At 58.2% G+C, this 23,686-nt stretch carries 26 protein-coding genes; 20 read left to right on the top strand and 6 right to left on the bottom strand.

Annotation, left to right across the window (positions count from 1 at the left end):
• Positions 1 to 6 precede the first annotated feature (6 nt).
• The gene (locus ACQQCD_RS12815; RefSeq protein WP_430268733.1) at positions 7 to 534 is read right to left on the bottom strand and encodes a MarR family winged helix-turn-helix transcriptional regulator; all 528 of its coding nucleotides are present in this window, start codon (positions 532 to 534) and stop codon (positions 7 to 9) included.
• Between the two features lie 41 nt (positions 535 to 575).
• On the opposite strand from ACQQCD_RS12815, the gene ACQQCD_RS12810 reads away from it, so the two are divergent.
• From ACQQCD_RS12810 to dapF, 6 genes are all read left to right on the top strand, one after another.
• Positions 576 to 800, top strand: coding sequence for a DUF3046 domain-containing protein (locus ACQQCD_RS12810; protein WP_430268732.1), 225 nt, complete (start codon positions 576 to 578; stop codon positions 798 to 800).
• 240 nt (positions 801 to 1,040) lie between these two features.
• On the top strand, positions 1,041 to 2,099 hold the full coding sequence (gene recA, locus ACQQCD_RS12805; RefSeq protein ID WP_430268731.1) for a recombinase RecA: 1,059 nt from the start codon (positions 1,041 to 1,043) through the stop codon (positions 2,097 to 2,099).
• On the top strand, positions 2,086 to 2,625 hold the full coding sequence (locus tag ACQQCD_RS12800; RefSeq protein ID WP_430268730.1) for a regulatory protein RecX: 540 nt from the start codon (positions 2,086 to 2,088) through the stop codon (positions 2,623 to 2,625). The genes recA and ACQQCD_RS12800 overlap by 14 nt, the downstream gene beginning before the upstream one ends.
• A gap of 52 nt (positions 2,626 to 2,677) precedes the next feature.
• Positions 2,678 to 4,237 carry a tRNA (N6-isopentenyl adenosine(37)-C2)-methylthiotransferase MiaB gene (gene miaB / locus ACQQCD_RS12795; RefSeq protein WP_430268729.1) on the top strand — a complete coding sequence of 520 codons (1,560 nt, stop codon included), beginning with the start codon at positions 2,678 to 2,680 and terminating at the stop codon, positions 4,235 to 4,237.
• On the top strand, positions 4,234 to 5,142 hold the full coding sequence (gene miaA / locus ACQQCD_RS12790; RefSeq protein ID WP_430268728.1) for a tRNA (adenosine(37)-N6)-dimethylallyltransferase MiaA: 909 nt from the start codon (positions 4,234 to 4,236) through the stop codon (positions 5,140 to 5,142). Before miaB ends, miaA begins: the two co-directional genes overlap by 4 nt.
• A complete protein-coding gene (gene dapF / locus ACQQCD_RS12785) occupies positions 5,139 to 6,086 on the top strand; it encodes a diaminopimelate epimerase (protein WP_430268727.1) in 948 nt (315 codons plus the stop codon). The genes miaA and dapF overlap by 4 nt, the downstream gene beginning before the upstream one ends.
• On the opposite strand, the gene ACQQCD_RS12780 is transcribed toward dapF, so the two are convergent.
• A complete protein-coding gene (locus ACQQCD_RS12780) occupies positions 6,067 to 6,681 on the bottom strand; it encodes a class I SAM-dependent methyltransferase (RefSeq protein WP_430268726.1) in 615 nt (204 codons plus the stop codon). The genes dapF and ACQQCD_RS12780 overlap by 20 nt on opposite strands.
• A 135-nt stretch (positions 6,682 to 6,816) precedes the next feature.
• Between ACQQCD_RS12780 and hflX the strand changes: the two genes are divergently transcribed.
• Together hflX and ACQQCD_RS12770 are read left to right on the top strand one after the other, a co-directional pair.
• Positions 6,817 to 8,382, top strand: a complete 1,566-nt coding sequence (hflX, locus tag ACQQCD_RS12775; protein ID WP_430268725.1) for a GTPase HflX — start codon at positions 6,817 to 6,819, stop codon at positions 8,380 to 8,382.
• A 16-nt stretch (positions 8,383 to 8,398) separates the two neighbouring features.
• Positions 8,399 to 10,453 (top strand): ATP-dependent DNA helicase, encoded by a 2,055-nt coding sequence (locus tag ACQQCD_RS12770; protein ID WP_430268755.1) that lies wholly within the window; start codon positions 8,399 to 8,401, stop codon positions 10,451 to 10,453.
• Positions 10,454 to 10,504: 51 nt separating this feature from the next.
• Here ACQQCD_RS12770 and lexA read toward each other — a convergent pair whose 3' ends face one another.
• Complete coding sequence (gene lexA / locus ACQQCD_RS12765; protein WP_430268724.1) at positions 10,505 to 11,323, bottom strand: transcriptional repressor LexA; 819 nt, start codon at positions 11,321 to 11,323, stop codon at positions 10,505 to 10,507.
• Between the two features lie 343 nt (positions 11,324 to 11,666).
• On the opposite strand from lexA, the gene ACQQCD_RS12760 reads away from it, so the two are divergent.
• From ACQQCD_RS12760 to ACQQCD_RS12725, 8 genes are all read left to right on the top strand, one after another.
• Positions 11,667 to 12,059 carry a LysM peptidoglycan-binding domain-containing protein gene (locus ACQQCD_RS12760; RefSeq protein WP_430268723.1) on the top strand — a complete coding sequence of 131 codons (393 nt, stop codon included), beginning with the start codon at positions 11,667 to 11,669 and terminating at the stop codon, positions 12,057 to 12,059.
• A gap of 58 nt (positions 12,060 to 12,117) precedes the next feature.
• Entirely contained in the window at positions 12,118 to 13,233 is a 1,116-nt protein-coding gene (locus ACQQCD_RS12755; RefSeq protein WP_430268722.1) for a histidinol-phosphate transaminase, read from the top strand.
• Between the two features lie 95 nt (positions 13,234 to 13,328).
• Positions 13,329 to 13,955, top strand: coding sequence for an imidazoleglycerol-phosphate dehydratase HisB (gene hisB / locus ACQQCD_RS12750; RefSeq protein WP_430268721.1), 627 nt, complete (start codon positions 13,329 to 13,331; stop codon positions 13,953 to 13,955).
• Positions 13,952 to 14,668, top strand: coding sequence for an imidazole glycerol phosphate synthase subunit HisH (gene hisH, locus ACQQCD_RS12745; protein WP_430268720.1), 717 nt, complete (start codon positions 13,952 to 13,954; stop codon positions 14,666 to 14,668). The genes hisB and hisH overlap by 4 nt, the downstream gene beginning before the upstream one ends.
• On the top strand, positions 14,668 to 14,826 hold the full coding sequence (locus ACQQCD_RS12740) for a hypothetical protein (protein WP_430268719.1): 159 nt from the start codon (positions 14,668 to 14,670) through the stop codon (positions 14,824 to 14,826). Before hisH ends, ACQQCD_RS12740 begins: the two co-directional genes overlap by 1 nt.
• Positions 14,827 to 14,836: 10 nt before the next feature.
• On the top strand, positions 14,837 to 15,580 hold the full coding sequence (gene priA, locus ACQQCD_RS12735) for a bifunctional 1-(5-phosphoribosyl)-5-((5-phosphoribosylamino)methylideneamino)imidazole-4-carboxamide isomerase/phosphoribosylanthranilate isomerase PriA (RefSeq protein ID WP_430268718.1): 744 nt from the start codon (positions 14,837 to 14,839) through the stop codon (positions 15,578 to 15,580).
• A 2-nt stretch (positions 15,581 to 15,582) separates the two neighbouring features.
• A complete protein-coding gene (locus ACQQCD_RS12730; protein WP_430268717.1) occupies positions 15,583 to 16,461 on the top strand; it encodes an SseB family protein in 879 nt (292 codons plus the stop codon).
• A 63-nt stretch (positions 16,462 to 16,524) separates the two neighbouring features.
• Complete coding sequence (locus ACQQCD_RS12725) at positions 16,525 to 17,859, top strand: MFS transporter (RefSeq protein WP_430268716.1); 1,335 nt, start codon at positions 16,525 to 16,527, stop codon at positions 17,857 to 17,859.
• Between the two features lie 125 nt (positions 17,860 to 17,984).
• Here ACQQCD_RS12725 and ACQQCD_RS12720 read toward each other — a convergent pair whose 3' ends face one another.
• The gene (locus tag ACQQCD_RS12720; protein ID WP_430268715.1) at positions 17,985 to 18,365 is read right to left on the bottom strand and encodes a DUF1844 domain-containing protein; all 381 of its coding nucleotides are present in this window, start codon (positions 18,363 to 18,365) and stop codon (positions 17,985 to 17,987) included.
• A 390-nt stretch (positions 18,366 to 18,755) separates the two neighbouring features.
• Here ACQQCD_RS12720 and infC point away from each other — a divergent pair, with 390 nt between their 5' ends.
• The 4 genes from infC to ACQQCD_RS12700 all read left to right on the top strand — a co-directional run bounded on the left by infC (position 18,756) and on the right by ACQQCD_RS12700 (position 21,826).
• Positions 18,756 to 19,790 carry a translation initiation factor IF-3 gene (gene infC, locus ACQQCD_RS12715; RefSeq protein ID WP_430268714.1) on the top strand — a complete coding sequence of 345 codons (1,035 nt, stop codon included), beginning with the start codon at positions 18,756 to 18,758 and terminating at the stop codon, positions 19,788 to 19,790.
• Positions 19,791 to 19,907: 117 nt separating this feature from the next.
• Positions 19,908 to 20,102 (top strand): 50S ribosomal protein L35, encoded by a 195-nt coding sequence (rpmI, locus tag ACQQCD_RS12710; RefSeq protein ID WP_430268713.1) that lies wholly within the window; start codon positions 19,908 to 19,910, stop codon positions 20,100 to 20,102.
• Between the two features lie 121 nt (positions 20,103 to 20,223).
• A complete protein-coding gene (gene rplT, locus ACQQCD_RS12705) occupies positions 20,224 to 20,910 on the top strand; it encodes a 50S ribosomal protein L20 (protein WP_430268712.1) in 687 nt (228 codons plus the stop codon).
• A 25-nt stretch (positions 20,911 to 20,935) separates the two neighbouring features.
• The gene (locus tag ACQQCD_RS12700) at positions 20,936 to 21,826 is read left to right on the top strand and encodes a TrmH family RNA methyltransferase (RefSeq protein ID WP_430268711.1); all 891 of its coding nucleotides are present in this window, start codon (positions 20,936 to 20,938) and stop codon (positions 21,824 to 21,826) included.
• A 91-nt stretch (positions 21,827 to 21,917) separates the two neighbouring features.
• Here the strand turns inward: ACQQCD_RS12700 and ACQQCD_RS12695 are convergent, their stop codons facing one another.
• Together ACQQCD_RS12695 and ACQQCD_RS12690 are read right to left on the bottom strand one after the other, a co-directional pair.
• Complete coding sequence (locus ACQQCD_RS12695; RefSeq protein WP_430268710.1) at positions 21,918 to 22,184, bottom strand: GlsB/YeaQ/YmgE family stress response membrane protein; 267 nt, start codon at positions 22,182 to 22,184, stop codon at positions 21,918 to 21,920.
• A gap of 98 nt (positions 22,185 to 22,282) precedes the next feature.
• The gene (locus ACQQCD_RS12690; RefSeq protein WP_430268232.1) at positions 22,283 to 23,572 is read right to left on the bottom strand and encodes an ISL3 family transposase; all 1,290 of its coding nucleotides are present in this window, start codon (positions 23,570 to 23,572) and stop codon (positions 22,283 to 22,285) included.
• Positions 23,573 to 23,686: the final 114 nt, after the last annotated feature.

The following is a 23,686-nucleotide window of genomic DNA, read 5'->3' as shown; positions in this document are numbered from 1 at the left end:
CGGGACTTATTCGTCCCGGCTGAAGCCGTCGCGCTCGTACAAGGTGTTGAGCTTGGCCATGTGCTGAGCCAACGCCTCGAGCTCGACGACGGGCCACTCACCCAAACGCTCTCGAAACACTTCTCGCCGAGCGTCTTGTACATGGTGCATTTTCTCCTCACCGGATTCGGTGAGGCTGATGGTCTGCGCCCTGCCGTCGAGCGGGTCCGCCCGCTTAACCACCAGGCCAATCCGCTCCAAGAAAGTGATTTGCCTGCTGACGGATGGTTTTCCAACACCCAAATAGGCTGCGAGCTCAGTGAGGCGCATGGGCCCCTCTTTGCGCAAGATGGTCAACAATCCATAAGCGGCGGGGTCCATATCAGGATGAACCTGACGCGAGAGCCTGTGCGAGATGGACCTGCCTCGACGCCACAAAACACTCAGCTGTTGTTCTACTGAACGGACAATGGCGTCCCGAGCTTCATCGCTTTCACCGTTGCCAGTTGGTTCGCTTGGCGGCATACTGGCGGCGGGCGTGGATGAATTGCTCATACTCACCATTCTAAAGTGGCGTGCCGTGAGAGACTGACTCAGTGCGAATGAGTGAGTTTTGGCGATTGATGGATGACGAATTTGGTGCAGGCTACTCTCGTGTAGTGGCATCGACCATAACTCTCGCTGCTTTCCCCGGGAAGACCGCTATGGAAGCCCTCGCAGCGGGGGAGCGCCCCAAAAGTGTTTGGTTGGCAGTGTGTGACGTCCAAGACGTCCCCGCCTACCGCCGGCTCGGCCGGGACATAAAACCAAAGGATATCTAGGCCTGACCTTTGACACGCCCAGCGGATTGTTCGAATATCTGTTCGGATAGATATATGCTCCTTGAGAGAAGTTGAACCACGGACTCCGCGAGATTTTCCAAGAAATTTTCGACGTTTATCCACATAGGGAGTCTGGGCCGTTCAAATTGTCTTAGGCCGCGGATAGCTTCGGTTAGGACAGCAAATACAAGGATCGCCGCTGCGGCGCTGGTCCAGAGCAGAAAGCATTAGAGGTGGACCATGGCGGCAGCACCAGATCGTGAAAAAGCGCTTGAAGCAGCGCTTGCACAGATTGATAAGCAGTATGGCAAGGGCTCAATCATGCGGCTCGGTGATGAGATTCGTGCGCCCATTGAAGTGATCCCTACCGGTTCCATCGCCTTGGATGTGGCTCTGGGTATAGGTGGCCTGCCTCGCGGTCGTGTTGTAGAGATCTACGGCCCGGAGTCATCAGGTAAAACCACTGTGGCTCTTCACGCTGTGGCCAACGCTCAGCGCAATGGTGGAATCGCCGCATTTATTGATGCCGAGCATGCCCTAGATCCCGAATACGCTGCCAAGCTTGGTGTGGACACTGACGCACTCTTGGTCTCTCAGCCTGACACCGGCGAGCAAGCACTTGAAATCATGGACATGCTTATTGGTTCAGGTTCCTTGGACATTGTGGTCATTGACTCCGTAGCGGCCCTTGTTCCTCGCGCTGAAATCGAAGGCGAAATGGGTGACAGCCACGTTGGTCTGCAGGCCCGCTTGATGTCGCAAGCGCTGCGTAAGATCACCGGCCGTTTGAGCCAGACCAAAACCACTGCAATCTTTATCAACCAGCTGCGTGAAAAGATCGGCGTTTTCTTTGGCTCCCCGGAAACCACCACCGGTGGTAAGGCGCTGAAGTTCTACGCCTCGGTTCGCATTGACGTTCGTCGAATCCAGACCTTGAAGGAAGGCGCCGATTCGGTCGGTAACCGCACCAAGGCCAAGATCGTTAAGAACAAGATGGCCCCGCCCTTTAAGGTCGCCGAGTTCGATATCATCTATGGTTCCGGTATTTCCCGTGAGGGCGGCATCATTGATGTGGGTGTTGAGCATGGTTTGATCAAGAAGTCCGGCTCATGGTTCACCTATGACGGTGACCAGCTGGGCCAAGGTATGGAAAACTCTCGCCGCTTCTTGCGTGACAACCCCGAGCTGGCAGATGAGCTTGAGCGTTTGATCAAGGAAAAGCTGGGTGTTGGAGTGAAGCCCGTCGCTGCTGACGAGGGCAAAGACAACCCTAAGCTGAAGGCCGTTGACGGCTTCTAAGGACTGGCGAAAGCCAGTAGAGCTGGATGAAGATGCGGGCCCCGTTGCGGTAGCGCGCGCCATCGTTTTACGTCAGTTGACCGCGGCTCCTCGCAGTCGCGGTCAACTGGCTACGAAGCTTGCGCAGCGCGGTGTTCCAGAGCATGCTGCCGAGCAAGTTCTTGACCGCTTTGAAGAACTAAAACTTATTGATGACGCTGAGTTTGCGCAGTTATGGGTTCGAAGCCGTTCTGAGCATCGTTCTCTAGCCAAAGGCGCCCTTCGCCGCGAGCTTGCGGATAAAGGTATTGCTCCCGAACTCGCCGAAGAAGCACTGGGGCAACTCAGTGACGAGCAAGAAGTACAGCAAGCCAAGGAGCTGCTGACCCGCAAGCTCCGTTCAGCGAAGGCCCCGGAGGGGCGCGAGGAGCGGGACAAATTGGTTCGTAGACTTGCCTCCATGCTTGCCCGCAAAGGCTACGCTCCCGGCATGGCCTTCCAGCTCACGAATGAAGCCTTACAAGAGTGGCAAGGCAGCGAACTTTAGGCCTCAGATAAGCCGGTACCCTTAATGGGTGAGTTTGACCCAGCCTGAAACCATGACCGAATCTTCCGAAGCTACGTTTGTTCAAGCCGTGACGGATGCAGCAGCCTCCGCTGGCCAAGAGCGCCAACGCACCTATCAAGTGCGCACTTTCGGCTGCCAAATGAACGTCCACGATTCCGAGCGTATGGCCGGCCTTCTCGAAGACGCAGGTATGGTGGCCTCCACCGATGACGTGGCTGACGTTGTGGTTTTTAACACCTGTGCAGTACGCGAAAACGCTGACAACAAGCTCTACGGAAACTTAGGAATGCTGGCCTCGGTCAAGGCCGCTAACCCAGGCATGCAGATTGCCGTGGGTGGGTGCTTAGCCCAGAAAGACCGCGACACCATCTTGCGCAAAGCCCCTTGGGTAGACGCAGTATTTGGAACGCACAATGTTGGCGCCCTGCCCACGCTCTTGGAGCGGGCCCGCCACAACAACGAAGCGCAACTGGAGATCCTCGAATCCCTCGATGTTTTCCCCTCCACCTTGCCCACTAAACGTGACTCGGTCTACTCCGCGTGGGTTTCCATCTCGGTTGGCTGTAACAACACCTGCACGTTCTGCATTGTCCCTTCGCTGCGAGGCAAAGAGAAAGACCGTCGCCCCGGGGAAATCTTGGCAGAAATTCAGGCACTCGTTGATGACGGTGCCATCGAAGTCACTTTGCTGGGACAAAACGTAAACTCCTATGGCGTCGAGTTCGGTGAGCGCGATGCTTTTAGTAAGCTCTTGCGAGCCTGCGGCGAGATCGAGGGTCTAGAGCGGGTGCGCTTCACTAGTCCCCACCCGGCTGCCTTCACAGACGACGTGATTGATGCCATGGCTGAAACTCCCAACGTGATGCCGCAACTGCACATGCCGTTGCAATCGGGCTCGGACAAAATCCTCAAGGACATGCGCCGGTCCTACCGTTCCACCAAATTCTTGGGCATCTTGGACAAAGTCCGCGAGCGTATGCCTGACGCTGCCATTTCCACGGACATCATTGTGGGTTTCCCCGGAGAAACGGAAGAGGATTTCCAAGCAACTTTGGACGTTGTGGAAAAATCCCGGTTCGCCACAGCCTTCACCTTCCAGTACTCCAAACGTCCTGGAACACCTGCCGCGGAGCTCGAAAACCAGCTGCCCAAGGCAGTGGTTCAGGAGCGCTTCGAGCGCCTTACGGCCCTGCAAGACCGTATTGCTGCAGAAGAGAACGCAAAACAAGTTGGCAAGCGCGTAGAAGTTATGGTGACGGCTCACGCGGGCCGTAAGTCTGAGCAAACCCACCGCTTGACTGGCCGTTCCAAAGATCAGCGGCTTGTTCACTTCTCTGTACCGGAAGGCGCTGAACAGCCCCGTCCGGGCGATCTGGTGACAGTGACCATCACGGACGCCGCTGCCTTCCACCTGGTTGCAGATCCGGCCAACGCCTCCGAATACACTCTGCGGCGTTCCCGTGCAGGCGACGCTTGGGGCCGTTCGCAAGCAGATTCATGTGGTGTCCCGGTTGCCCCCGGTACTCCGTCAAACGCAACGCGCAAGGGCGTTTCTTTGGGAATGCCGTCGCTGCCAGCACCCCGCAAGTGAGTACAGCCGCACCAGAGGTGATTGCCGTCGTCGGACCTACCGGCTCTGGCAAGTCCGATCTTGGGGTGTCCTTGGCGCTGGAACTCGACGGCGAGGTGATTAATGCTGACGCCATGCAGTTCTACCGAGGTATGGACATCGGCACAGCCAAAATCACCATAAAAGAACGCCGAGGGGTCCCACACCACTTGCTGGACATCTTGGACATTCGCTCCGAGGCGAGTGTGGCGGACTATCAAAGCTCCGCACGCGCGATTATTGAGGACATCCATTCCCGCGGTAAGCGTGCCATCTTGGTGGGTGGATCCGGCCTCTACATCCGTGCTGCTTTGGATCATCTTGAGTTTCCTGGTCATGATCCTGAGGTCCGCAAAAGACTTGAAGCGGAACTGGAATCCGAAGGGCAAGCAGCACTGCTGGATCGCTTACGTAAGGTGGATGCGGTCTCGGCTGAACGCGTGGGCGATGCTCGGCGCATCATCCGCGCACTAGAGGTTTTTGAAATCAGCGGCCGGCCGTTCAGCTCCTACATGCCCGAACGCAACTATTTCCAAGCGGCGATACAGATTGGGCTCAACACCGAGCGCGAGCTGCTCCGCGAACGCCTTGGTGCCAGGGTCCACGCGATGGTGGATGCAGGGCTCCTCGAAGAAGTTCAGCGCCTAGATGCGCTTGGTCTGCGCGAAGGAAAAACGTCATCCCGCGCTTTGGGGTATTCACAGTTTTTGCAAGTGATCGACGGTCAACTGAGTGTGAGTGAGGCTATCGAGCAGACCATTGTGGCAACACGCCAATTTGCTCGCCGTCAATCAACCTGGTTCCGCGCTGATCCTCGTATTACTTGGCTCGACTGGCGAGATCAGAACCTTCTGGACAAGGCCCTAGCTGTAGTCTTAAGGGCATGACTTTAGAGCCGACTCCCATGACCTCAAGTACTGAGCTAGAAGCATTGCGCGGCCTTGCTTTTTCCAAAGGACATGGCACCGGCAATGACTTTGTTCTGGTCTCAGATCCTGAAGGAACTACGGAGATCTCAGCCAGCGCTGTAGCAGCACTATGCGATCGCCACATCGGGATCGGAGCGGACGGACTCATCCGGGCCGTACCCAGCGCCTTGATCACTGAAGGTCAGCAGCTCCTAGCGTCTAATCCTGCCGCCCAATGGTTTATGGACTACCGCAACGGTGATGGCTCCATCTCCGAAATGTGTGGCAACGGCGTCCGGGTATTTGTGCACTTTTTGACCGTCCAGGGCTTAGTGGAACTGGCGGTGGGGCAATCGCTCACCATTGGTACCCGGGCCGGGGTGCGCGAGGTTGTTCGCACCGCCACAGGTTACGCCGTTGACATGGGTGCTTGGAGCTTTATCGCACCCGATGAAGCTGATGCCAAGGGCATGGATGCCATGGTCACCGCACACGGTTTGGACGTGGCCCGGCCAGCCCTTTCCGTCAGTATGGGCAATCCACACACGGTAGTGGCACTTGCTGAGAACAAAGAACTCGAAGCTCTTGAACTTTTCACCGCACCAGGCGTAGATCCTGTCCCTGTTGCCGGAACCAACGTGGAATTCGTGGTTCCCGCCGAGCCGCTAGTTCACGATGGTGTAGGCCACATTTCAATGCGTGTTTTCGAACGCGGTGTGGGCGAAACACAGTCATGCGGTACCGGTGCCTGCGCAGCGGCAACGGCAATTCGTTACTGGGCCGGTGACGGCGCCCCGGATCATTGGAGCGTTAAAGTTCCCGGCGGCGTTGTAGCTGTGAAGTTCTTTGCTGTGCCAGGGGATAGCGAACACGTAGAGCTCAGCGGCCCGGCCGTGATTGTGGCTAGCGGGACAATCGCGTAACGCGTAAAACGCGGAAAGATTTCGACGTCGACGCGCGGCTAACGCTGAACTCCTCACCAAGATCATCGGCTAGCCAGCGTTGCAAGGAGTCAGCACCCAAATTTTTCTGCACCACGAGCCATGCATTGCCTTCCGGTGCCAGTCTTGGCAGCCACAAACGCAAAAGCGAGTGCAGCTCCTCTTTCCCAATCCGGATCGGGGGATTGGACCAGATGGTGTCAAAGCGAAGCTCTGGATCAACCTCATCTGGAAGGCTCGCCTGGACGTTACTCAGGCCCAACGATGCAGCATTTTCTTGGGTTAGCGTGACGCAACGGTTATTAACGTCCACTGCGTAGACCTGGGCCTCGGGGGAGTGCAATGCCAAACTCAAGGTGATGGGGCCCCAGCCACAACCAATGTCCAGCAGGTTCCCGGTGCTCGAGGGCGGTGGTACGTCAGCCAAGAAAACGGCTGTACCTTTGTCGATCGCATCGGGGCTGAAAATCCCAGAAGACGTCTGTAGATGACGCTCTTCACCGAGCAAAGTGACAGTCAATGGCTTGCGAATAAAGGGACCAGCCGGTTCGGCGCTGAAGTAATGTGCGGACTCCATAATGCGCCCACAGTATCGCCTTGGCAGTCCTTAGTGCACCTTGGGAGCGTTCACGCGGAGCGAAGACTTGCCCTAATGCTGATCAAGTGTCGGTAGAGAAGACTACGATGGAATGCACACCCCTCTAAGGAGAATATGACCAAGCAGCACGATTCCGGCATGAATTCGGCCCCTCAAGATCTCGGACCTGATGAGATTCAGGCCGTCATCGACCGGATCCTGTCCACTGGACCTAAACAGGCCATCACCGTTGAAGATGATGCCCGTTCAGTGTTCGGCACCAAGGCTCAGGCGCTTTCCGCCTCCAGCCGTGAGCACTCTGATTTTGACGGTGAACAGCAAGACCTGGCAGAGCGGCGGGCCCTGCGTCGCGTAGCCGGTCTCTCTACCGAGCTAGAAGATGTCACAGAAGTTGAATACCGCCAATTGCGTCTTGAGCGTGTGGTCTTGGCTGGCTTGTGGACCGAAGGCACACTCGCCGATGCTGAGAATTCTTTGCGTGAGCTAGCCGCCCTTGCAGAAACGGCTGGCTCTGAAGTTCTAGACGGTATTGTTCAACGCCGCAGCAAACCGGACCCCGGCACCTTTTTGGGTTCGGGTAAAGCCGTGGAGCTAAAAGACATTGTGGCAGCCACCGGTGCGGACACCGTAGTGGTTGACTCCGAACTTGCTCCTTCGCAGCGACGCGCCCTCGAGGACATCGTTAAAGTCAAAGTTATTGACAGAACTGCCCTCATTTTGGACATTTTTGCTCAGCACGCCAAGAGCCGCGAGGGTAAGGCGCAAGTTGAACTAGCGCAGCTCGAGTACTTGCTGCCGCGCCTGCGCGGCTGGGGTGACTCTATGTCCCGCCAGGCTGGTGGCCAGGTGGGTGGCGCCGGCGCAGGTATGGGCTCACGTGGTCCTGGTGAAACCAAAATTGAGTTGGACCGTCGGAAGATCCGCAACCGGATGGCCAAATTGCGCCGCCAAATTGCGGGAATGAAACCAGCTCGTGAAGCTAAGCGAGCCAACCGCAAGCGCAACGAAATCCCCTCGGTAGCCATTGCCGGCTACACCAACGCCGGTAAGTCCTCATTGCTGAACCGGCTCACTGAGGCCGGGGTATTGGTGGAGAACGCCTTGTTCGCCACCTTGGACCCTACGGTTCGTAAGGCACGTACGCCGGATGGCCTCACTTACACCCTCGCAGACACTGTTGGTTTCGTTCGCGCCCTGCCCACTCAGCTAGTTGAAGCGTTCCGTTCAACGCTTGAGGAAGTCGCTGACGCAGACCTGATACTGCACGTTGTTGATGTCTCGCACCCGGACCCGGAAGGCCAGATTGCGGCAGTTCGCACTGTGTTCAGTGAGGTTGATGCACGCAAGGTTCCAGAGATTATTGTGCTCAACAAGGCCGATGCGGCTGACCCGTTTGTTGTTGAGCGCCTACGCCAGCGCGAGCCGCGGAATGTTGTTGTCTCCGCCCGGACAGGTGAAGGAATCGACGAGCTGCTAGCCATGATTTCGGCAGCTATTCCGCGCCCCAGTGTCAGCCTAGAACTACTGATTCCGTACAGTCGTGGGGCGATGCTCAACAAGTTGCATGAATCTGATGCTGAAATTCTGCGCATTGATCACGTTGAGGATGGCACTCGAGTGAGCGTGAGAGTTCGCGAAGGTCTTGCAGCGGAGCTGGCTGAGTTCGTTATCGATGACTGATTCTTCGGGGGAGCTGATGGAAGCGAGCACAGGCGAGCAGGAAGCCATCGCTGTCCTCGATAAAGCTGTGGAAGCGATGGGCGGACAGAGCCGTCCGGGGCAGCACGAGATGGCACGTCAAGTGGTACGTGCCATTGAATCGGGGGACCACCTTTTGGTCCAGGCTGGCACCGGCACCGGTAAGTCTTTGGCGTACCTCGTGCCGCTCATTTTGCACTCCTTGGAGAGCGAAAAGCCGGCTCTGGTTTCCACCGCAACCCTCGCCCTGCAAGCACAGATCGTAGGCCGAGACTTGCCTCGCTTGCTTGAATCGATCACGGATAAGTTGTCACGGCCCGTAAAAGTCGCCTTGGTCAAGGGCCGCGCCAACTATGTCTGCCAGCACAAGCTCGACGGCGGGTTCCCCAGTGACGAGCCCAGTGAAGGCGCACTGTTTTCGCTCGGTGAGGACACCTCCGTCCCGCATCTGCCCGCCGCTAGTGGGGGCCCGGCGTCGGCCCTTGGTAAAGAAGTGGTTCGGTTACGTGAGTGGGCGCACCAGACTGAGACGGGGGACCGGGACGAACTGGTCCCGGGTGTGACGGACCGCGCATGGCGTCAGGTTTCCGTGACTTCTATGGAGTGTTTGGGCGCGCAAAAATGTCCCATGGCAGATGAGTGCTTCAGCGAATTGGCGCGCCATCGCGCTGCCGAATCAGATGTAGTGGTCACCAATCACGCAATGCTGGCCATCAACGCCTTTGAAGGTCTGGCAGTTCTCCCGGAACACGATGTTGTGGTGGTTGATGAGGCTCATGAGCTTCAGGACCGAGTGACGGGTGCTGTTTCCGGGCAGCTCTCAGCGGCCATGTCCCACGCTGCAGCTACGAGCGCGCGCAGACATACCGGTATCACCGTTGACGCGCTACACGCAGCCACTGAAGCTCTTGAGATGGCCCTTGCGGGAGTCCCCAGCGGACTCTTGCCATCTGGACTAAACGATGATCAGCTCGCGGCAGTTGAGGCGCTACGTGAAGCCAGCCGTGCGGCGCTGTCAGACTCGAAGGGTGATGGTTCTCAGTCGGCCGATGGCGGCCGGCAAATTGCCCGTTCTCGACTGATGGCCGTACTGGAGCTATCCGAGCGGCTTCTAGCTGCCAAAGAGAACCGTGAAGTGGTGTGGATCTCCCGAAACAGTTCATTTGACCCGGTGCAGGGTTACAGCCAGCCGGATGATTCGATGCCTGCCCTCATTAACGTTGCCCCGCTCAGTGTGGCTGGCCGGCTACGTGAGGGATTGTTCGCCGACCACACAGTGATTCTGACCTCCGCGACCTTGGCCATCGGATCAGCATTTGAACCCGCGGCAGGAGGACTCGGCTTGTTGGGCGACGGGGCACCGTCCTGGACTGGGATCGATGTTGGATCACCTTTCGATTACCCACGCCAAGGCATGCTGTACGTGGCAAAGCACTTACCTAAGCCCGGCCGTGGAACCTCCGCTGAGGCTTTGGATGAGCTCGAAGAACTCATCAAAGCATCAGGTGGTGGCGCTCTCTGTCTGTTTTCTTCGCGTCGTGCTGCCGAGGATGCAGCTGAGGCGCTTCGGCCGCGGATTCCCCACAGCATTTTGTGTCAGGGTGAATCAACCATGACAGCTCTTGTGAAGCAGTTTGCCGATGAACGGGACACTTGTTTGTTCGGAACCATGTCATTGTGGCAAGGCGTGGATGTTCCCGGTGATTCATGCCGGCTTGTGGTGATTGACCGGATCCCTTTCCCGCGTCCTGACGATCCACTGATGACAGCGCGTTCTCGTGCCGTGGCCCAGGCGGGCGGGAACGGGTTTATGAGCGTTTCAGCCACGCATGCAGCAGTCCGCTTAGCCCAAGGCGCTGGACGCTTGATTCGTTCAACCGGGGACAGGGGAGTTGTAGCAGTTCTTGATTCAAGGCTTGCTACGGAGCGGTATGGGGCTTTCCTTCGGGCAGCACTGCCGCCCTTTTGGTCCACCGTGGATCAAACGACAGTGCTAGCTTCGCTCAAACGCCTAGCTGTAGGAACATCCGAAGCAACGGCGCAGACAACTTAGCAGTGGGATTTGGGCCAGGCCGCGTCCTGGCTGATGGAGTTTGCTAGGAATCTAGAGAGAGCGCAGTACCGAAACTACCTTGCCCATGATGGTGGCGTGGTCGCCGAGAATGGGCTCGTATTGCGTGTTCTGAGGTAGCAACCACGTGTGCCCGTCACGCTGACGGAAGGTCTTGACGGTGGCCTCATCATCCAAGAGTGCCGCCACGATGTCTCCATTGTGGGCATCGCTTTGACGGCGGACCACCACCCAGTCACCGTCACAAATGGCGGCGTCAATCATGGAATCACCAGCTACTTTGAGCATAAAGAGCTCACCGTGGCCCACCAACTGCCGAGGCAGAGGCATAACGTCTTCAACTGATTGCTCAGCCAAGATGGGACCGCCAGCGGCAATCCGGCCAACCATGGGCACCATGGCCGCTTCCACGGAGGAGGAGAGCTCTGTAACGCTTGCCGAATGGCTCGTAGCCGCCGGGTGCGGGGAGTGGCTACTGGTGCCGGCCTGACCATTTGAGCCTGGACGATCATGCGGTCGAGATCGGTTCTGGCGCAAAACTGTTGGAGCAGTCAACTCCTCTGATTTCGGACCTACAGCGTCTTCGTTGAGGGCAAGAGGAATCAGAACTTCCATGGCGCGGGGGCGTTTCGGATCACGGCGGAGATAGCCCTGGCGTTCTAACTGGCTCAACTGGTGGGTCACGCTCGAGAGCGAGGCCAGCCCTACTATGTCACCGATTTCCCTCATGGACGGCGGGTAGCCCTTAGACGAGACCGAACGCTGAATGCACTCCAAGATGCGCTCTTGACGCGCGGTTAGAGCCTTCGCAGCGCCACGTGACGCTGGACCTTCAGACGCTTTCGGTGCCATGTGCCGTCTTCCCTCGCTGCTTCGTGTGGCCCTTTGACTTCGGTTCTCAGCAGAGGACCAAAGGGGCAAAACCAAAAATGTCAGACCCTGCTGTTGTACTGATTTTGCACTGGCCCGCTTCTCAAAGGTAAGCGAGTCGAACATAGTAATCAAACATTTGTTCTAGCGAGTCTCGACAAAATTCGTAGATAAGTGCTAAAAATGAATCAGAACATTCGAAGATGTCTTCGAGTAAAGAGCTTGTCAGGCGGTCTATTCGAACATCGTGTTCGAATACGGAGCTTGCCGTGGGCTCGCACCGAGCACACATCAAGACAGTCAGTAGCAAGGAAAGGCGCAGGACATGTCAGCAGTAATCGCAGCACCTGTCTCCCTGGGCGGTACCTCCTCTCAGCGCAAAGTTGCCGCCCCGGCCGGTGGTACAAAGCTCACCCTCACTCGGCGGGGCCGCGCCATTTTCATCGGCGCCCCACTGATGCTGTTGGCAGTTGTGGTCTTGATGTTCGCCGGAATGCTCTTGCAGCCCGCCAAGGCCTCTGAAGGGGCGGGATCCTTGCAGCCCACTTCGGCTGTTCAGGTGACTGTGCAACCCGGCCAGTCTTTGTGGTCCATTGCCGCCAAAGTTTCTCCGGAGCGGGACCCGCGCGATGTAGTGACTGAAATCCTGCAGATCAATAACTTGCGCTCGGCTGAGCTCAGTGCCGGTCAGCAAATCTTTGTGCCTAGCGCACGCTGACCGACTCTAGGCTCGTCACAGTTTCTTGGCAGCGGGTCTGCGGACTTAAACTGCTGAGGTGAGTGAGCAACTGGAACGACTTGGAAAACTGCCGCTGCGAGACAATCTTCGCGGGATCAGCCCCTATGGTGCACCCCAAATAGATGTCCCCGTTCTTCTCAACGTTAACGAGAACACTCATGGTGTCCCGGTAGACGTCCAAGAGGCTATAACCAAAGCGGTATCTGAAGCTGCAGTGTCGCTGAATCGGTACCCTGACCGTGAGTTCACCGAGCTCCGCACGGCGCTGGCTGAATATCTTGGCCATAATTTAGTAGCCGATCAAATCTGGGCTGCCAATGGTTCAAACGAAGTGCTCCAGCAAATTCTTCAAGCCTTCGGTGGCCCAGGACGGTCCGCATTGGGATTCCCTCCCACATATTCCATGTATCCGCTCCTTGCGAGTGGCACTGACACAAGCTACATCGCTGGCACACGAGAAGCGGACTACGCGTTGTCAGCTGAATCAGCCGCACAACAAGTAGCCGAACTGGCACCGAACATTGTGTTCCTGTGCTCGCCAAATAACCCCACAGGAACGGGCCTTGGTCTGGACGTTGTGGAAGCGGTTTACGAGGCCGGCGAGGCTAGTCAGACCATCGTTATTGTGGACGAGGCATATCACGAGTTCGCCCACCAGGGCACCCCCAGTGCCCTGACGCTGTTGCCCGGCCGTGAACGGCTGATTGTCTCGCGCACCATGAGTAAAGCCTTTGCTCTGGCCGGCGCGCGGATTGGTTATATGGCTGCTGCTCCCGAGGTCACCGACGCTTTGCGGCTTGTTCGATTGCCGTACCACTTGTCCGCCATTACGCAGGCAACGGCTTTGGCAGCACTGCGTCACCGGACGGCTTTGATGGCCGATGTTGAGGACATCAAGGTACAACGTGATCGGATTGTCTCCGAGCTCACCCGTATGGGGCTAACACCTGCCGCGTCGGATTCAAATTACGTATTCTTCGGTGGACTTGAGGACTCACATACCGTGTGGCAAGGGCTACTGGATGCTGGCGTGTTGGTTCGCGACGTTGGGATCGCAGGTCACTTGCGTGTCACAGCCGGAACCGAGGCCGAGACAACTGCCTTTTTGGTGAAGCTAGAAGAACTGCTGAATTCGACACCGAGCAGCAACTAATAGACTAGGGGTATCCCAAACTGGGCATCGCTCCGCGGTGCAAGGTGATGAGAACTGCCTCGCGCAACAATTTCTGTATCAAAGGACGCATCCACATGAGTGAATCTGTTTCGGCCACGGCTGATGCACGAACGGCCACGATTGAACGCAGCACGAGCGAATCATCCGTGTTCGTTTCGATCAACCTCGACGGAACAGGTAAAACGGACATCAGTACCACAGTGCCGTTCTACGACCACATGCTCACGGCTTTGGGTAAGCACTCATTGATTGACCTCACCGTTAAGGCCACCGGCGACACTCACATTGACGCGCACCACACCGTTGAAGATGTAGCGATCAGTTTCGGTGAAGCTCTGCGTATTGCACTGGGGAACAAGGCTGGAATTCGACGTTTCGGTGATGCCACAGTTCCGCTGGATGAAGCCTTGGCACACGCTGTTGTTGACGTTTCTGGCCGCCCGTACTTGGTCCACTCAGGTGAACCTGCTGGCCAGGAGTATCACCTGATCGGGGGCCACTTTACTGGCTCGCTCACGCGCCACGTTTTTGAAGCCATTACGCTTCACTCAGGAATTTGCCTGCACATGAACCTGCTCGCTGGCCGGGACCCCCACCATATTGTTGAAGCACAGTTCAAGGCATTCGCCCGCGCCCTGCGCTCAGCCGTTGAATCGGATCCCCGGGTCGAGGGCATCCCATCCACTAAGGGCCTCCTATGAGCGAACACGTCCTCAACGACGGTGCTGTGGAGGACGCTGCGCTGAGGCGTAAACCCGTCTCAGAAGCAGGCTTACCCACTGTCACGGTGCTGGATTACGGCTCTGGTAACGTCCGGTCGGCTGTGCGTGCTCTTGAAAGAGCTGGCGCTCATGTGATTCTGAGCTCCAAACCAGAAGACGTTTTGAACGCCGATGGTCTGGTGGTGCCCGGAGTTGGTGCCTTTGAGACAGTGATGAAGGAACTCAACGCTGTTGATGCAGTTCGGATGATCGGCCGCCGCGTTGCTGGTGGACGGGCAGTGCTGGCAATTTGTGTTGGCCTGCAGGTTCTTTTTGAAGCCGGTGTAGAACACGGTGTCGCCTCCACTGGAATGGGCGAATGGCCCGGAACCGTTGAATTGCTTCCAGCACCCGTAGTTCCGCACATGGGATGGAATACCGTTGACGTTCCCGAGGGGTCGGTTTTGTTCAACGGCGTGGAATCCGAGCGCTTCTACTTTGTGCACTCGTATGGAGTGCAAAAGTGGGACTTTGACGTGGTCCAGCCGTTGATGGCACCGCCCCTAGTGACTTGGTCTGAGCACGGTGCGCCCTTTATTGCTGCGGTGGAAAACGGACCTCTATGTGCTACCCAGTTCCACCCGGAAAAGTCTGGCGACGCTGGTGCGCGGCTCCTGAAGAACTGGGTCGATTCCCTCAGGAAGGTTGCCTGATGTGGTCTGTAGTTCTGATGGGCGTCGGCGGCATATTGGCCGGCGGTGGAATTTCCTTTATGCAACAGCGGAAGCCCAAATGGCTTTCGGTCTCCTTTTTTGTGCTCGCAGCCATGGCGTTGCTAGCCGCGTTCTTACTCACTCTTCCTGGAAACTGAGGTTTCGTTAATGACCAGCGCACCCATGCCCGTTCTTGAATTATTGCCCGCAGTGGACGTTGTTGACGGCCACGCGGTTCGCTTGGTGCAAGGCGAAGCCGGCAGCGAGACGAGCTACGGGACGCCCTTGGACGCCGCGCTGAACTGGCAAAATGCTGGAGCTGAATGGGTGCACCTGGTTGATCTGGACGCCGCCTTTGGCCGTGGAGACAACACAGTGCTGCTCCAAGAGCTGGTGGGAAAGCTGGACATCAAGGTTGAGCTTTCCGGCGGTCTCCGGGATGACGCGAGCCTTGAGCGTGCCATAAACCTGGGCGTGGCACGGGTTAACTTGGGTACAGCAGCGTTGGAGAACCCTGAATGGACAGCGCGGGTCATCGACCGCTATGGCGACAGGATCGCCGTCGGCCTTGACGTTCGCGGTACCACCTTGGCTGGCCGCGGTTGGACGCAAGAGGGTGGGGACATCTGGGAGGTTCTCGAACGACTAGAAGCCGCAGGCTGTGCACGTTACGTGGTCACGGACGTCACCAAAGACGGCACACTTCAAGGCCCCAACGTTGAGTTATTGCGCCAAATGGTTGCAAAAACAGCCAAGCCGGTGGTGGCTTCAGGTGGCATCTCCAGCTTGGACGATCTGCGGGTGCTCCGGGAGCTCGTTCCGGCCGGTGTTGAGGGTGCCATCGTAGGCAAGGCACTCTACTCAGATGCGTTTACGCTGCCTGAGGCACTTGACGTTGCCGGTCGCCGCTAGTCGTGGAGTCGGAGCACAAACACGGTAATCACCGGGAGCTACCGGGCCACATCGCAGCAGCACTGGCCGGCGCCGGGGGACTAACTGACTCGGCCGGTCAGCCATGGGCCGGCCGGAGTTTGGCTGGCGAAGATGCCAAGATTCACAACTTTGAGAACGACGACGGCACGGCCGATGCTGACTATCTCGCCGCTGTGGACCGACTTCAGGGTGGTCGAGGATCCGAGGCCGAGGTGGTGGCGTCGCTCGCAACAGCCCGGGTGTTTATACCGATTGTGGCTCAATTGGCCGAAGAAGCGGAACAAAGCAACGGTCTGCACGCTGACAAGCAAGCAGACATGGCAATGGTGACGCTCAAGGCGCCGGACGGTAGAACGGCAATGCCAGTTTTTACTTCAAGTGAGGCGCTTTCTGCATGGCATCCAACAGCGCGGCCTGTGGCTGCCTATGCAGCCAGGGCAGCATTGTCTGCTGTGTCGGAGGACGCTCAACTCTTGGTCATTGACCCAGGGCAGGCATTCACCTTTGTGGTGAGACGCCCGGCCCTGTGGTCACTTGCCCAACAAAGGGAATGGACGCCGTCGTACTTGGACGCTGAGGTTGAAGCATCGGTGCGTGAGGTGGCCGGCGGGTTTCCTCAGATCAGGGGCGTAGGTCTTTCCGCCGGCCACGGCGTATATACCAAGGACGCGTCTGGCGCTGTGTTGCCCGGTGGCGGAGCAGGTCCAGAACTCTGCTTAGAACTCGCGCTGGAAGATGGACTGGATGCCGCTGCGGTACAGTCGCTGGTGGCCGGGGTTCAACAGAATCTGGCCTCCAATGAGGTTTTTGCCGAACGGGTTGACTCCCTTGAATTGAAGTTGCGCCGCGCCCAAAACTAGGGATCCTTAGCCCGGGGCGGCTTGCAGTTTCCCTTGTTGTTCCATGGCAGGAACAATGGGCTTGTGAACTTTGCCCTGTATCAGAAGATTTTGGCCGTAAAACCCATTCGTCGTCTCTTCCTTGTGGGCATGATCGCCAGAATTCCGCACTCGGCAGCGGGTCTTTTGTTGACCCTTCACATCGTTCTCACCCAGCATCGAGGATTCGCGGCCGCGGGTGCTGCTGCAGCAGTGCTGACAATTGGTATTGCCGTTGGTGCGCCGTGGCGAGGACGCCGGGTGGACACCGTGGGGCTGAGGCGCGCGTTGGTGCCATCGGTCATTTCAGAGGCGATTATTTGGACGGTAGTACCCCATGTTCCATACGAGTGGGTTTTGGTGCTGGTGTTCGTTGGTGGCTTGTTGTCGCTTCCTGTTTTTAGTGTGGTGCGCCAATCGCTGGGAGTCCTAGCAAGCGGTGAGCAGCGGCGCACGGCATTCGCCTTGGACTCGATCGCCACCGAAATGGTGTTTATGATCGGCCCAGCCGCCGGGGCTGTGGTGGCCACACAATTCTCCACAGCGCTGGGACTGACCATCGTTGGGCTTGCCACCTCGCTGGCCGGACTGTTTCTGATTTGGTTCAATCCACCGACCCGTACTTCGGAGCGGGACCTGAGCCAATCTGAGGTGGAAATCAGTGAGGCTGAAGACAGTGAAGCGGCGTGCGAGGTGTTGGTTGCAACAGCACCGGCGCATGTCCAAGAGGCTGCGGGGGAGTTGATCCACTTGCCGGCGTCCAAGGCTGGAGCGCAAAAACGGGCTCGGCTGACGGGTGGCCGCCTCATGCAGAGCTTCTCCTGGTTCACAGCTGCCGTTGCCGCAGTCTTCCTAGCGGCAGCCGGAGCTGGAATGGTGCTTTCAGGTACTGACGTGGGCATCGTGGCTCTTTTGCAAGTACATAACACCGCCTCTGACATTGGTCTCGTGATGTTTTTTTGGTGCGCTGCTTCGGTGGTGGGTGGTTTGGTTTATGGTGCGATGGATAGGCCCGTTTCTCCGCTGCTGCTGTTGTTTGGTATGGCGGCGCTGACGATTCCGATGGGGTTCGCCCAGGATTCTTGGAGCTTAGCTTTGTTGTCCATCCTGCCGGGCTTTTTGTGCGCACCGGTGCTTTCGGCCGCATCAGAGAAAGTCGCCGAGCTTGTTACCGAGTCACGTAGGGGAGAAGCGATGGGCTGGTACGGGTCCGCGCTCACCGCGGGTGTGGCCTTTGGCTCACCGATCACCGGGGTTTTTATTGACCTGCAGGGGCCGTGGGTTGGCTTTGTAGCTGTGGGCTTCGTGGGTGCCGTCCTAGCACTGTGCGGAATCGCACTCCAAACACTACGACGACGACGCCGGCGCCTGAGTCACTAGGGTCACTCAGGTCGCCCGAGTGTTGGTCAGCTAGGGGGACGGCGGGTGATTCAGGGTTGCCCGGACGGGTTTGAGACGAGAATGGCTCCCAACGGTAGCGTTGGGAGCCATTCTGCTGGGGCCGCCTAGTTAACCGGGCCAGTGAACTTCTCGCCCGGACCCTTACCCGGTGCATCCGGGATCGACGAGGCCTCACGGAACGCCAATTGCAGGGACCGAAGGCCATCGCGCAAGGGACCAGCATGTTGTGATCCGATCTCGGGGGCAGCAGCTGTTACAAAACCGGCGAGGGCTGTGATCAGCTTGCGTGCCTCATCGAGGTCAACGAGTTCCTCGGCGTTTTCCTCTGCGGCCAGGCCAAGCTTCACGGCAGCTGCACTCATCAAGTGAACTGCCGCCGTCGAAATAACTTCGATGGCAGGGACTTCGGCAATGTCTCGGGCCTGTGAGGCTGCACTGGGCGCGGAGGTAGTGGTGTCTTCCGGATTACTGTCTGTAGAGCTCATAATGCTAAGCTTGTCACAGACCAACTGATGGTCGTTACCTGCGCATGGATCAAGACACGTTGTATTCGTTACATCGTCTTGTACCAAGCGCAGATAAACTAGACATTCAGTTTGCAAGCGGAGTTCTCTCCCACCCGCGTCGACCGACGTCTTTTGGTGAATAGTCACTAGAAATGAAAATAAAGGTCGCCGGGTATCTGGTCGGACGGAAGGCAAGAGTTCGCTCTTGAATTCCGGTGTGGTCTCTTTAGAGCCCCCCGCCAGCCTCGAGGCCTCTGATTGCACCCGCAATGAGAGGCCTTCTTTCGTTGTGAGGGTAAAAGTTTCAACGAATACAGGAGCTACAACATTAGCGAGCCAAGAATCAATGAGCGGATCCGCGTCCCAGAGGTGCGGCTTGTAGGGCCGGCAGGTGAGCAAGTAGGGATCGTCCGCATTGAGGATGCCCTGCGTTTGGCAGCCGAGTCGGACCTTGATCTCGTTGAAGTTGCACCTCAGGCGAAGCCTCCGGTGTGCAAGCTGATGGACTTCGGCAAGTACAAGTACGAAGCCGCAGTCAAGGCACGTGAAGCCCGGAAGAACCAGACCAACACTGTTCTGAAGGAAATCCGCTTCCGCCTCAAGATCGACACCCATGACTACGAAACCAAGCGTGGACACGCACTGCGCTTCCTCGGTGCCGGTGACAAGGTCAAGGCCATGATCCAGTTCCGCGGTCGTGAGCAGCAGCGCCCCGAGATGGGTATTCGCCTGTTGCAGCGCTTCGCTGAGGACGTCTCTGAAGTTGGCGTGGTTGAGTCCACCCCGCGCATTGATGGCCGCAACATGGTGATGGTCATCGGTCCTCTGAAGAACAAGGCCGAGGCAAAAGCTGAGGCTCGTCGCGCTGCACAGCGTGCCGAGGCTAAGGCGCAGAATGCTGCCAAGGGTGAAGGACGTGTAGACGTGGATGCAGATAACTCTGCTCCGATGACTCAGAGCCTCGCGGACCTGCTTCCTGAAGGCCTGCACCTCGGCGAGGATGCAGCCAAGCAGGCGCAGAACGATGCTGCAGAAGCACCTCAGGCGAATGTCGAAGAAGCCAAGGTTGAAGAGACCAAAGCTGAGGACGCTGCGCCGGTTGAAGAAGCCAAGGTGGAAACAGTTGCAGTAACTGCTGCTGAGAAGCCAGTCGAAAAACCGGTTGCCGCTAAGGCTGTTCCTGCCAAGAAGCCTGCTGCTAGCAAGCCTGCCTCCGCTGCAAAGCCAGCGGCAGCGGCGAAACCCGCTGCAAGCGCAAAGCCCGCGGCGGCCCCCAAACCTGCCGCAGCTGCAAAGCCTGCAGCATCCGTGAAGCCTACGGCTGCAAAGCCCACCGCTACACCCAAGCCGTCGGGAGCTGCAAAGCCTGCCGCACCGAAGCCGGCGCCTAAAAAGACCAACTAGTTCCAACGGACGGGACGGCCACCGCCTCCCTGAAGTAAGCAACCAGACGGTTTCCCGAAAAGGAAACCGCATAGTGATCCGCAGCTTGTCTGCGGCAATGTAAGGAGATCGGTTCCCATGCCGAAGATGAAGACCCACAGCGGTGCTAAGAAGCGCTTTAAGCTGACCGGTACCGGCAAGCTCAAGCGCCAGCAGGCTAACCGCCGCCACTACCTGGAGCACAAGTCCTCCCGCCTGACCCGCCGTCTGGCTGGCGACAAGATTGTTGCCAAGGGCGATGCAAAGGTCATCCGGAAGATGCTCGGCGTCTAACTTTCCCCCGAATATTGGCTGATAGCACCTACTGCATCAGCTGTTTTCTCAAAGCCTTCTCAGGCCCGCTGAATAACTTGGCGGACATCGCTTGGGATAAGAATTCTGAAGGAGTACGCACGTGGCACGTGTGAAGCGGGCGGTCAACGCCCACAAGAAGCGCCGGGTTATCCTCGAACGCGCAAAAGGTTACCGCGGACAGCGTTCACGCTTGTACCGCAAGGCGAAGGAGCAGTTGCTCCACTCGTTCGTATACAGCTACGGCGACCGTCGCAAGCGTAAGGGTGACTTCCGTCGCCTCTGGATCCAGCGCATCAACGCTGCATCCCGCGCCAACGGCTTGACCTACAACCGTCTGATCCAGGGTCTCAAGGCTGCTGAGATCGAGGTTGATCGCCGTATGCTTGCCGAGCTCGCAGTGAGCGACGCTGGTGCTTTCACCGCGTTGGTTAAGATTGCCAAGGATGCTCTCCCGGCTGACACTTCCGCACCGGCCGTCAAGGCTGAGGTTGCACCGAAGGCTGCCCCCAAGGCTGCAAAGGCACCGAAGGCTGAGAAGGCCGCTCCGGCTAAGGCTGAGGCTTCCCCCAAGAAGGAAATCGACGGCGCCATTGTTGCTGTTGACGGCCAGGAAGCTCCTGAGGGTCACTCCATCAAGGGCAACGCTGAGTCCAATAAGTACCACGTTCCCGGTTCCACCTGGTACGACGTAACTGTTGCTGAGTACTGGTTCTCCACCGTTGAAGCAGCTAAGGCTGCAGGCTTCGAGCCTGCCGGTGGCGAAGCTCGCCAGCAGATCAAGAACTAGTCGCGAAAGCCACTAAAGTTCTTATATGAACCAAAGCGGACGCCCCCAAGTATTGCCCATGACCAACCCCCGAGCTGATCGGGTACGGGATGTGGCAAAGCTTGGTGGGCGTCCGGTTCGTTTAAAGCGCGAACAGTTCCTCGTCGAGGGCCCTCAGGCCGTTCGTGAAGCCCTAGACCTTGACCGTCGGCGTCGTGACGCGGGTGCCGCGGGTGTCGTCGTCGAACTATTCGCAAGCGAGGCCTGCCTCGAGAAGCACCCCGAACTTGCCCAGGCAGCGGCCGGCGTGCCGTTACGGATCGCCACCAACGAGGTCCTTGCGGCTATGGCGGACACGGTCTCTCCTCAGGGAATTGTGGCCGTATGCCGTTTTGTGGACGTCACCTTAGACTCTGTGCTCGACGCTGGGCCCCGGCTGATTGCCGTGCTTTGCCAAGTGCGGGACCCCGGTAACGCAGGGACGGTCCTACGAGCCGCTGACGCTGCCGGAGCGGATGCTGTTATCTTGACCGCTTCGAGCGTAGATATTTACAACCCTAAAGCCGTACGCTCCACGGCAGGTTCGCTGTTTCACTTGCCAGTGGTACTCGGGACAGATGCTCACGAGCTCGCCGCAGCGTGCAAGGAGCGGGGGATTGGTGTGTTAGCTGCCGACGGTTATGGCGACGTAAACCTCGATGAGCTGCAGGATGCCAGTGCTGCACGCAGGCTAGGTGGCGTTGAGAGTAGCGGATATCAACTCGAGAAGCCCACTGCCTGGCTGTTTGGTAACGAGGCTCAGGGTTTGTCAGAGGACGAGCTTGCTCTGGCGGACCATCGTGTTGCTGTTCCCGTGTATGGGTCAGCGGAGAGTTTGAATCTTGGGACGGCAGCTACCGTTTGCGTGTATGCAAGTGCCAGGGCACAGCGTCGTTAGCCTGGCTTGCCCCTATGGGAGTGCAAGAATCCAACGTTAAATCAGAAAGCCCCCAGCGCCGAGGCGCCGGGGGCTTTCGTCATTCAGCTACTTAGGCCTTATTGCGACCAGTGACGGCGCCGTATACACCGGCAACTACTAGACCACCAATAATGGCGAAAATCCAGGTTCCCAAGTGGAAGAAGCCTTGAATAGAGCTTGCTCCGAATACGAGGCTGGACAACCAGCCACCAACAATGGCGCCAACAACGCCGAGGACCAAGCTGGTAATCCAGCCGCCACCGACTTTGCCGGGCATGATTGCCTTAACAATCGCGCCAACAATAAGACCAAGAATGATCCATCCTAGAAAACCCATAATATGCCTCCTATGAAAGGGCTCAACTGACGTTGTAACGCTAGCATCTTTTACAGGCTCTTCACGGTTCGTGGTGAATGTTCTGCCGTGGTGAATGTTCATGCCGCTGTTCTGGCGGCACTGCGCAACAGAATACGCGTTTTGTAGTTGCGTGCGTTGGTGAATCCGCGGCCTGTCCTTTTTATGTGCTTGATCGCGGTGTTGTTAGCTTCCACTTTCGCCGTTGTCGCGCCGGTGACAATGAGGACTTCAATCTCTTGCCACCACCGGCAGACCGTGCGCCAGAGCCGGTTCGTTTCCGGCTGAGCGGCGCGTTCGACCAGGGCCTGCAGGCGCTCTTTCGCGGCGGCCGCGTCGGCAAGGGATCCGGTGGCGAGCAGCGTCCGGAGCTGCTCTTTGACCAGCCATGCGGCCTGCAATTTTCCGGTGGCGTCGTCGGTTGCGAACACGGTGCTGAGCCTGTTCCGGGCCCGGTCAGAGAGTGATTCCCCGGCGCGCAGGAGCAGGCGCCGGTTGGCCCAGACCGGGTCGATGGAACGTCCCCGCCGGCCATGGACCTGCTGGGTGAGACGTTGCCGGACCTCGGTGAGCATGTCGTTGCCGAGCTTGACGAGGTGGAACGCATCGACCGAGACCGCGGTGCGAGGGAGCCACATCCGCAGGGCCTTGCGGAACGCGGCGGAAGGGTCGATCGCGACGACCTGCACGCCCAGACGCCACTGAAGCGGGCGGGCGAACAGCCATTCTCCGACGCCCTCACTGTCGCGGCCGTCCACGATCCCGAGCACCTGGCCGGTGTCCAGATCAACAATGGTCGTCATCCAGGGTTCGTAGCGTTTCCAGGCCTTGGTGGAAGGGTCGCGGAAGAACCGCACGGAACGGTAGCGGTGTTCATCGATGCCGAGCATCCGGGGTGCCAGGGCATCAACATCAGGCAGGGTCAGCGCCGCGGAATCCAGAGCCCGCTGGACCAGCCACCATGAGACACCGAACGAGGAGGCCGCTTCCGCGGCGGCCCTTCCGGATCCAATGACGGCGGCCACGAGGGCATCGCGGAGCCGGCGGGTGGACCGAGCGCGGCGCGGGACCTGGGCGGTCTCCTCGGCGAATGTCCGCCGCGGGCAAAGGTACTCATCGCAGAAGAATCTCCGCTTGGCCCAGATCACTTCGACTGGGCCGGCGACAGGGATGTCGCGCAGACGTTGTGGGCGGCGGGAATGCACGCGGGTGCTGATCACACCACAGGATGGGCAGCCGGACTCGGCAGTGGCTTCAACGCTGACCCGTCGCTGCCCGAAAGTGAGGATCTCAGTGTCTGTGACGCGGTAGTCGGGCAGGTTGAAAATGGCGGTGGCAGCATCGGGGCGCGGGGAAGTAGGCTCGATCAAGGCTCGTAGCTCCTGACTCTTGATGAATGCGTAGAGAACATCCATCACAGCAGGGCTACGAGCCCTTCAGCTTTCAAGACACGGAACCCGTTTCACCACGAACCACGGAGAGCC

It is taken from the genome of Pseudarthrobacter sp. J1763, assembly GCF_050490295.1.
Classification (GTDB): domain Bacteria; phylum Actinomycetota; class Actinomycetes; order Actinomycetales; family Micrococcaceae; genus JBNPEO01.
This window is presented reverse-complemented; position numbering and strand designations above follow the sequence as displayed.

What these genes read in the sequence shown, in the direction of transcription:
- ACQQCD_RS12815 (WP_430268733.1), bottom strand. Translation starts at nt 534, where the DNA reads ATGAGCAATTCATCCACGCCCGCCGCCAGTATGCCGCCAAGCGAACCA.
- recA (WP_430268731.1), top strand. Translation starts at nt 1,041, where the DNA reads ATGGCGGCAGCACCAGATCGTGAAAAAGCGCTTGAAGCAGCGCTTGCA.
- miaB (WP_430268729.1), top strand. Translation starts at nt 2,678, where the DNA reads ATGACCGAATCTTCCGAAGCTACGTTTGTTCAAGCCGTGACGGATGCA.
- dapF (WP_430268727.1), top strand. Translation starts at nt 5,139, where the DNA reads ATGACTTTAGAGCCGACTCCCATGACCTCAAGTACTGAGCTAGAAGCA.
- ACQQCD_RS12780 (WP_430268726.1), bottom strand. Translation starts at nt 6,681, where the DNA reads ATGGAGTCCGCACATTACTTCAGCGCCGAACCGGCTGGTCCCTTTATT.
- hflX (WP_430268725.1), top strand. Translation starts at nt 6,817, where the DNA reads ATGACCAAGCAGCACGATTCCGGCATGAATTCGGCCCCTCAAGATCTC.
- ACQQCD_RS12770 (WP_430268755.1), top strand. Translation starts at nt 8,399, where the DNA reads ATGGAAGCGAGCACAGGCGAGCAGGAAGCCATCGCTGTCCTCGATAAA.
- lexA (WP_430268724.1), bottom strand. Translation starts at nt 11,323, where the DNA reads ATGGCACCGAAAGCGTCTGAAGGTCCAGCGTCACGTGGCGCTGCGAAG.
- ACQQCD_RS12760 (WP_430268723.1), top strand. Translation starts at nt 11,667, where the DNA reads ATGTCAGCAGTAATCGCAGCACCTGTCTCCCTGGGCGGTACCTCCTCT.
- hisB (WP_430268721.1), top strand. Translation starts at nt 13,329, where the DNA reads ATGAGTGAATCTGTTTCGGCCACGGCTGATGCACGAACGGCCACGATT.
- hisH (WP_430268720.1), top strand. Translation starts at nt 13,952, where the DNA reads ATGAGCGAACACGTCCTCAACGACGGTGCTGTGGAGGACGCTGCGCTG.
- ACQQCD_RS12740 (WP_430268719.1), top strand. Translation starts at nt 14,668, where the DNA reads ATGTGGTCTGTAGTTCTGATGGGCGTCGGCGGCATATTGGCCGGCGGT.
- priA (WP_430268718.1), top strand. Translation starts at nt 14,837, where the DNA reads ATGACCAGCGCACCCATGCCCGTTCTTGAATTATTGCCCGCAGTGGAC.
- ACQQCD_RS12720 (WP_430268715.1), bottom strand. Translation starts at nt 18,365, where the DNA reads ATGAGCTCTACAGACAGTAATCCGGAAGACACCACTACCTCCGCGCCC.
- rpmI (WP_430268713.1), top strand. Translation starts at nt 19,908, where the DNA reads ATGCCGAAGATGAAGACCCACAGCGGTGCTAAGAAGCGCTTTAAGCTG.
- ACQQCD_RS12700 (WP_430268711.1), top strand. Translation starts at nt 20,936, where the DNA reads ATGAACCAAAGCGGACGCCCCCAAGTATTGCCCATGACCAACCCCCGA.
- ACQQCD_RS12695 (WP_430268710.1), bottom strand. Translation starts at nt 22,184, where the DNA reads ATGGGTTTTCTAGGATGGATCATTCTTGGTCTTATTGTTGGCGCGATT.